The 5957-nt window shown below is 62.2% G+C and carries 8 protein-coding genes; 2 read left to right on the top strand and 6 right to left on the bottom strand.

Features of this window, described 5'->3' with window-relative positions:
* Positions 1 to 887: acyl-CoA dehydrogenase family protein (locus tag DBR24_RS20025; RefSeq protein WP_256591670.1), on the top strand; the 887-nt coding region annotated here is incomplete at its 5' end.
* A 133-nt stretch (positions 888 to 1020) separates the two neighbouring features.
* On the opposite strand, the gene DBR24_RS20020 is transcribed toward DBR24_RS20025, so the two are convergent.
* Both DBR24_RS20020 and fnr read right to left on the bottom strand, forming a co-directional pair.
* Positions 1021 to 1569 carry an adenine phosphoribosyltransferase gene (locus DBR24_RS20020; protein ID WP_027921719.1) on the bottom strand — a complete coding sequence of 183 codons (549 nt, stop codon included), beginning with the start codon at positions 1567 to 1569 and terminating at the stop codon, positions 1021 to 1023.
* A gap of 78 nt (positions 1570 to 1647) precedes the next feature.
* Positions 1648 to 2382, bottom strand: a complete 735-nt coding sequence (fnr, locus tag DBR24_RS20015; RefSeq protein WP_025110355.1) for a fumarate/nitrate reduction transcriptional regulator Fnr — start codon at positions 2380 to 2382, stop codon at positions 1648 to 1650.
* Between the two features lie 154 nt (positions 2383 to 2536).
* Between fnr and DBR24_RS20010 the strand changes: the two genes are divergently transcribed.
* The gene (locus DBR24_RS20010) at positions 2537 to 3019 is read left to right on the top strand and encodes a hypothetical protein (RefSeq protein ID WP_123463573.1); all 483 of its coding nucleotides are present in this window, start codon (positions 2537 to 2539) and stop codon (positions 3017 to 3019) included.
* Here the strand turns inward: DBR24_RS20010 and hemN are convergent.
* The 4 genes from hemN to DBR24_RS32985 all read right to left on the bottom strand — a co-directional run.
* A complete protein-coding gene (gene hemN / locus DBR24_RS20005; protein ID WP_128615625.1) occupies positions 3016 to 4398 on the bottom strand; it encodes an oxygen-independent coproporphyrinogen III oxidase in 1383 nt (460 codons plus the stop codon). The genes DBR24_RS20010 and hemN overlap by 4 nt on opposite strands.
* Positions 4399 to 4530: 132 nt before the next feature.
* Complete coding sequence (locus DBR24_RS20000; RefSeq protein ID WP_123463569.1) at positions 4531 to 5214, bottom strand: sulfite exporter TauE/SafE family protein; 684 nt, start codon at positions 5212 to 5214, stop codon at positions 4531 to 4533.
* Positions 5207 to 5419, bottom strand: coding sequence for a cbb3-type cytochrome oxidase assembly protein CcoS (gene ccoS / locus DBR24_RS19995; protein ID WP_128615624.1), 213 nt, complete (start codon positions 5417 to 5419; stop codon positions 5207 to 5209). Before ccoS ends, DBR24_RS20000 begins: the two co-directional genes overlap by 8 nt.
* Before the next feature lie 22 nt (positions 5420 to 5441).
* Positions 5442 to 5957: HAD-IC family P-type ATPase (locus DBR24_RS32985; protein WP_256591669.1), on the bottom strand; the 516-nt coding region annotated here is incomplete at its 5' end.

Raw genomic sequence — 5957 nt, 5'->3', positions numbered from 1 at the left:
TGGTGGCGGGGCTGGGTTCGCTGGATATCGGCTTGCCGCCGATCGTCAAATGGGCGCGGCCTGAAGTCCGTGATCGCGTGGTGCCACAGGTGCTCAGCGGCGAGAAAATCAGCGCCCTGGCCATCACCGAGCCCGGCGGCGGCTCCGACGTCGCCAACCTGCAAACCCGTGCTGTGCGTGACGGCGAGTTCTACCGCGTCAGCGGCAGCAAGACCTTCATTACCAGTGGCGTGCGCGCCGATTTCTACACCGTGGCGGTGCGCACCGGCGCGCCGGGTTTCGGCGGTATCAGCCTGTTGCTGATCGAGAAGGGCACGCCCGGTTTCACCGTTGGCCGCCAACTGAAGAAAATGGGCTGGTGGGCGTCGGACACGGCTGAACTGTTTTTCGACGATTGTCGCGTGCCGCTGGCGAACCTGATCGGCGCCGAGAACATGGGCTTCGCCTGCATCATGGGCAACTTCCAGAGCGAGCGCCTGGCGTTGGCCCTGATGGCCAACATGACCTCACAGCTGGCGCTGGAAGAGGCCCTGAAGTGGGCGCGCGAGCGTGAGGCGTTTGGTAAACCGATCGGCAAGTTTCAAGTGATCAAGCATCGCCTCGCCGAAATGGCCACGGCGCTGGAGGTCTCGCGGGAGTTCACCTATCGGCAGGCGGCGAAGATGGCGGCGGGGCAGAGTGTGATCAAGGAGATTTCCATGGCGAAAAACTTTGCCACGGACACGTCGGACCGGATCACCACCGAGGCGGTGCAGATTCTTGGCGGGTTGGGTTATATGCGCGAGAGCCTGGTGGAGCGGCTGTATCGGGATAACCGTATCTTGTCGATTGGCGGCGGGACGCGGGAGGTGATGAACGAAATCATCAGCAAGCAGATGGGGCTTTGAATGGTTGGTGAAGCCGCTGGGCCATCGCTGGCAAGCCAGCTCCCACAGGGTTTTGGGGCGTACACAATATTTGTGAACGACTGAAATCACTGTGGGCGCTGGCTTGCCAGCAATGGCGTCAGTGGGGCGCCGCTTACTTGTCAGTCAGGGCAAACTGCGTCAGGCAGAACGTCGGGATGCCCATGTCCTCAAGTCGCTGCGACCCCCCAAGCTCCGGCAAATCAATGATCGCCGCCGCCTCATGCACCCGCGCCCCCATCCGGCGAATCAGGTTGGCCGCCGCAATCAGCGTGCCGCCGGTGGCGATCAGGTCATCGAACATCACCACCGAATCACCTTCGCACAGGCTGTCGGCATGCACTTCGAGGAACGCTTCGCCGTACTCCGTCGCATAACCTTCGGCCAACACGTCCGCCGGCAGCTTGCCTTGCTTGCGGAACAGCACCAGCGGCTTGTTCAGTTGATAGGCCAGTACCGAACCGATCAGAAAACCACGGGCGTCCATCGCGCCGATGTGGGTGAAGTCGGCTTCGACATAGCGGTGGGCGAAGCTGTCCATCACCAGGCGCAGGGCCGTTGGCGACTGGAACAACGGGGTGATGTCGCGAAAGATCACGCCCGGTTTCGGGAAGTCGATCACGGGGCGGATCAAGGATTTGATGTCGAAGGAGTCGAAGACCATCGTCGAGGTGTCCTGGCAGGGCTGCAAACGGCGCAGTATACCCGCGGCTGAAACGGTTCGCTCGGCCGCGGGTCGCGATCAGCCTTCGAGCGAGCCGCCGGCCAGGGCGCAGAGCTGGATCGGATCGAGGATATGAATCTCTTTGCCTTCGGCAGCAATCAGTTCGTTCTGCTGGAAGCGCGTGAACACCCGCGAGACTGTTTCCACGGCCAGCCCCAGGTAGTTGCCGATTTCATTGCGCGACATGCTCAAGCGGAACTGATTGGCCGAGAAGCCGCGGGCGCGGAAGCGTGCCGACAGATTGACCAGGAACGTCGCGATGCGCTCATCGGCGGTTTTTTTCGACAGCAGCAACATCATTTGCTGATCGTCGCGGATTTCCCGGCTCATCACGCGCATCAACTGGCGGCGCAACTGCGGCAGTTGCAGGGCCAGTTCATCGAGGCGTTCGAAAGGAATTTCGCAGACGGAGGTGGTTTCCAGCGCCTGGGCGGACACCGGGTGCTTCTCGGTGTCCATGCCGGACAGGCCAACCAGCTCGCTCGGCAGGTGGAAGCCGGTCAGCTGTTCTTCGCCGGTGTCGCTCAGGCTGAAGGTCTTCAAGGCGCCGGAGCGTACTGCATAAACGGAATCGAACGTGTCGCCCTGGCGGAACAGGAACTCGCCTTTTTTCAACGGGCGACCGCGTTTAACAATTTCGTCCAGCGCATCCATGTCTTCCAGATTCAGAGAAAGTGGCAGGCAAAGAGGGGCCAGGCTGCAATCCTTGCAATGGGCCTGGTTGTGAGCGCGCAGTTTTACTGGCTCAGACATTTCTTTAATCCTTGTGGGAAAACACACATAAGCCGTAAGGGTAACTCACGGGAGGACATTCAGGCCAGTCTGAGGCGACTTTGTCCTGCGGCCATAAAGCCGCAGCACCTGCAGCCGATAATCAGGTATCAACGCGCATACAAGGAACCCGTCGATGGCCGCCATTGGCACGCTTAACCCCGGTAGCAGTGGCGTAGCGTCGTTGCTGGACACCTCGCGAGCCGCGACCGGCGACGAACAGGAGGCCGGCACCTCGCTATTGGCAACCCCGACCTTGGTCGAAGGCATCAAAGTGTCGCTGTCCGGTGCCGCCATCGAAAAGTCCGCCGGCGCCGGCGGCGATAACCGCGACATCGAAGAGAGCGGCCTGCCGGAGAACATTCAGCAATTGCTGAAGATGATCCGCCAGTTGCAACAACAGATCGCCGAAAAAAATGCGCGGATCAAAGCGGTCATGGCCGACAAGACCCTGTCCACCGAAGTGAAACTCGCCAAACTCGCCGCGCTCAAAGGCGCCATCGCGGCACTGAACAACGGTTTGATCACTGCCAACCTGTCCCTGTCCAAGGTCATGAACCAGTCGAACCTGACCCCGGAGCAGACCATGAAAACCGCCGCGCTGCTGATGAAAAACTAAATCACCCGCGAGAAGCGCTGACGGTTCTGGTGTTCCAGATAGGCGTCGAAGACCATGCACACCGAGCGCACCAACAGACGTCCGGCTGGCAGGACGTCGATCCGCTCACGTTGCAGGCTGATCAGGCCATCGTCGGCCATGCCTTGCAGTTGTGGCCACAGCGCGCCGAAATAGCCTTGGAAATCAATGTTGAATGGCTGCTCGATATCGGCGAATACCAGGCTGAAGTTGCAGATCAGCTGCTGAATCACTGCGCGGCGCAGACGGTCATCGGCGTTGCACACCAAGCCACGGCTGGTCGCCAGTTGCGCGGCGGCGAGGGTGTTCTGGTAGTGGCTGAGATCGCTGCTGTTCTGGCAGTACAGGTCGCCAATCTGACTGATCGCGGAAACCCCTAGCCCGATCAGGTCGCAGTGACCGTGGGTGGTGTAGCCCTGGAAGTTGCGTTGGAGGGTTTCTTCTTCCTGGGCAATCGCCAGTTCATCGTCGGGCAGGGCAAAGTGATCCATGCCGATGTAGCGGTAACCGGCGGCGGTCAGTTGTTCGATGGTGCGCTGCAGCATTTCCAGTTTCTGCGCCGGGCTCGGCAGCTCGTTGCCGTTGATGCGCCGCTGCGGCATGAAGCGTTCCGGCAGGTGCGCATAGTTGAACACCGAGAGCCGGTCCGGTTGCAGGCTGATGACTTCCTCGACCGTGCGGGCGAAATTCTCCGGGGTCTGCTTCGGCAAGCCATAAATCAGGTCGATGTTGATCGAGCGAAACTGCAGGGTGCGCGCCGCGTCGATCACTGCACGGGTTTCTTCAAGGCTTTGCAGGCGATTGACCGCGCGCTGCACCGCCGGGTCGAGGTCTTGCAGGCCGATGCTGACCCGGTTGAACCCCAGTTCGCGCAGCAGGCCCATGGTCGACCAGTCGGCTTCGCGCGGGTCGATTTCGATGCCGTAATCGCCCGAGTCGTCATCCAGCAGATTGAAGTGCTTGCGCAGGTGCGCCATCAACTGCCGCAGTTCGTCGTGGCTGAGAAAGGTCGGCGTGCCGCCACCAAAGTGCAGTTGCTCGACCTTTTGTGCCGGGTCGAGGTGGCAGGCGATCAACTGGATTTCCTGCTCCAGACGTTGCAGGTACGGCAGGGCACGGCCGCGATCCTTGGTGATGACCTTGTTGCAGGCGCAGTAGTAGCAAATGTTCGCGCAGAACGGCACGTGCACATACAGCGACAACGGGCGCAGGGCCTTGCGGCTGTCGCGCAGGGCATGGAACAGATCGAACGTGCCGACCTGACTGTGAAATTGCACGGCCGTCGGATACGAGGTGTAGCGCGGCCCCGCCAGGTCGTAGCGGCGGATCAGATCAGTGTCCCAACGAATGGCGTCGAGCATGCGGGCATTCCCCCGGATAGGCTGGCAGTGTGGCGAGTCTATCGAGGTGCGGCGAGAGGGCTCTTGATTTGCATCAACGGGTGCGAGGAGTCACCGCTTTTGTGGTGAGGGCGCTTGCTCCCTCGCCACAGGTCAGTGGCCCATGAGCCAATGCTGATGCGGCCCCGGCAAGGTCCAGATACCGAAGACAATCACCAGCAAACCGCCGGCCATGCGCACGCTGCGCTTGCGCAGCAGCGCGGTCACCCGTTCCGCCGCCAGCCCCGTGGCGAGCAACACTGGCCATGTCCCCAGCCCGAACGCCAGCATCAACAGCGCACTGTCGAGCGCATTGCCCTGACTCGCCGACCACAGCAACGTGCTGTAAACCAGCCCGCAGGGCAGCCAGCCCCACAAGGCGCCGAGCAATAGTGCACGAGGCAGGCTCGACACCGGCAACAAGCGGTTGGCCACCGGTTGAATGTAGCGCCACAACCCACGGCCGAGGCTTTCGATACGGGTGAGGCCGCTCCACCATCCCGCCAGATACAAGCCCATCGCGATCAGCAGTAACCCGGCCAGCACCCGCATAAACAACGCGGCAGGACTATTGGCCACGGCCCAGCCGGCCAGCCCGATAAGCAACCCGGCCGTTGCGTAACTGAGGATTCGTCCAAGGTTGTACGCCAGCAGCAAGCGAAAACGCCGGCTGCGCTGCTCCTTGGGAATCGCCAGCGTCAGCGCGCCCATCAAACCGCCGCACATCCCCAGGCAATGGCCGCCGCCGAGCAGGCCGAGGATCAGTGCCGACACCAGCAGGGGCGCCAGTTCAAGCATGAGGTGGCGCCTTGTCGTCCGGTTTGTGCGCGTTGGCTTCGTCCACCGCCGCGGTATGGTTCGGGTCCTGATCGTCGAACAGGATGCTGTGCGCCGGACCGTCGAGGTCGTCGTACTGGCCGCTGTCCACCGCCCAGAAGAAGATGTACACGGCGATGGCCACGATCAGCAGGGCGGCCGGGATCATCACGTAAAGAGCTGGCATCGGTACTCCAGGTCCGCGCGGCTCAGGCCGGCAACGGACGGGTTTGCGCCGTGAGGCGGGTGGCCGGCGCACTCGGCAGACGAGTCAGGCGCAGGGCATTGAGCACCACGGTCAACGAACTGATCGACATACCGACCGCCGCCCACACCGGAGTGATCCAGCCGAGGGCGGCGAACGGCAACATGAGGCCATTGTACAGCGCGGCCCACAGCAGGTTCTCGATGATGACCCGACGGGTCCGGCGCGCCAGTGTGAAGGCCTGCACCAGGGCGTCGAGACGATTGGACAGAAGCACCGCGTCGGCACTGGTTTTCGCCAGATCGGTGGCCGAGCCCATGGCCACGCTGATGTCGGCGGCGGCGAGGACCGGCACGTCATTGACGCCATCCCCCAGCATCAACACCTTGCGCCCCTCCTTATGCAACTGTTGCAGCACCTGCAGCTTGTCGTCCGGGCGCAGGCCACCGCGTGCCTCGTCGATGCCCAGTTCGGCGGCGACGCTGGCGACCATCGGCGAGCTGTCGCCGGACAGCAGCAG

The organism is Pseudomonas sp. HMWF006 (assembly GCF_003061205.1).
GTDB lineage: Bacteria > Pseudomonadota > Gammaproteobacteria > Pseudomonadales > Pseudomonadaceae > Aquipseudomonas > Aquipseudomonas monsensis.
Note: the sequence above shows the minus strand (reverse complement) of the source record. Positions and strands in the feature narration are given on the sequence as shown.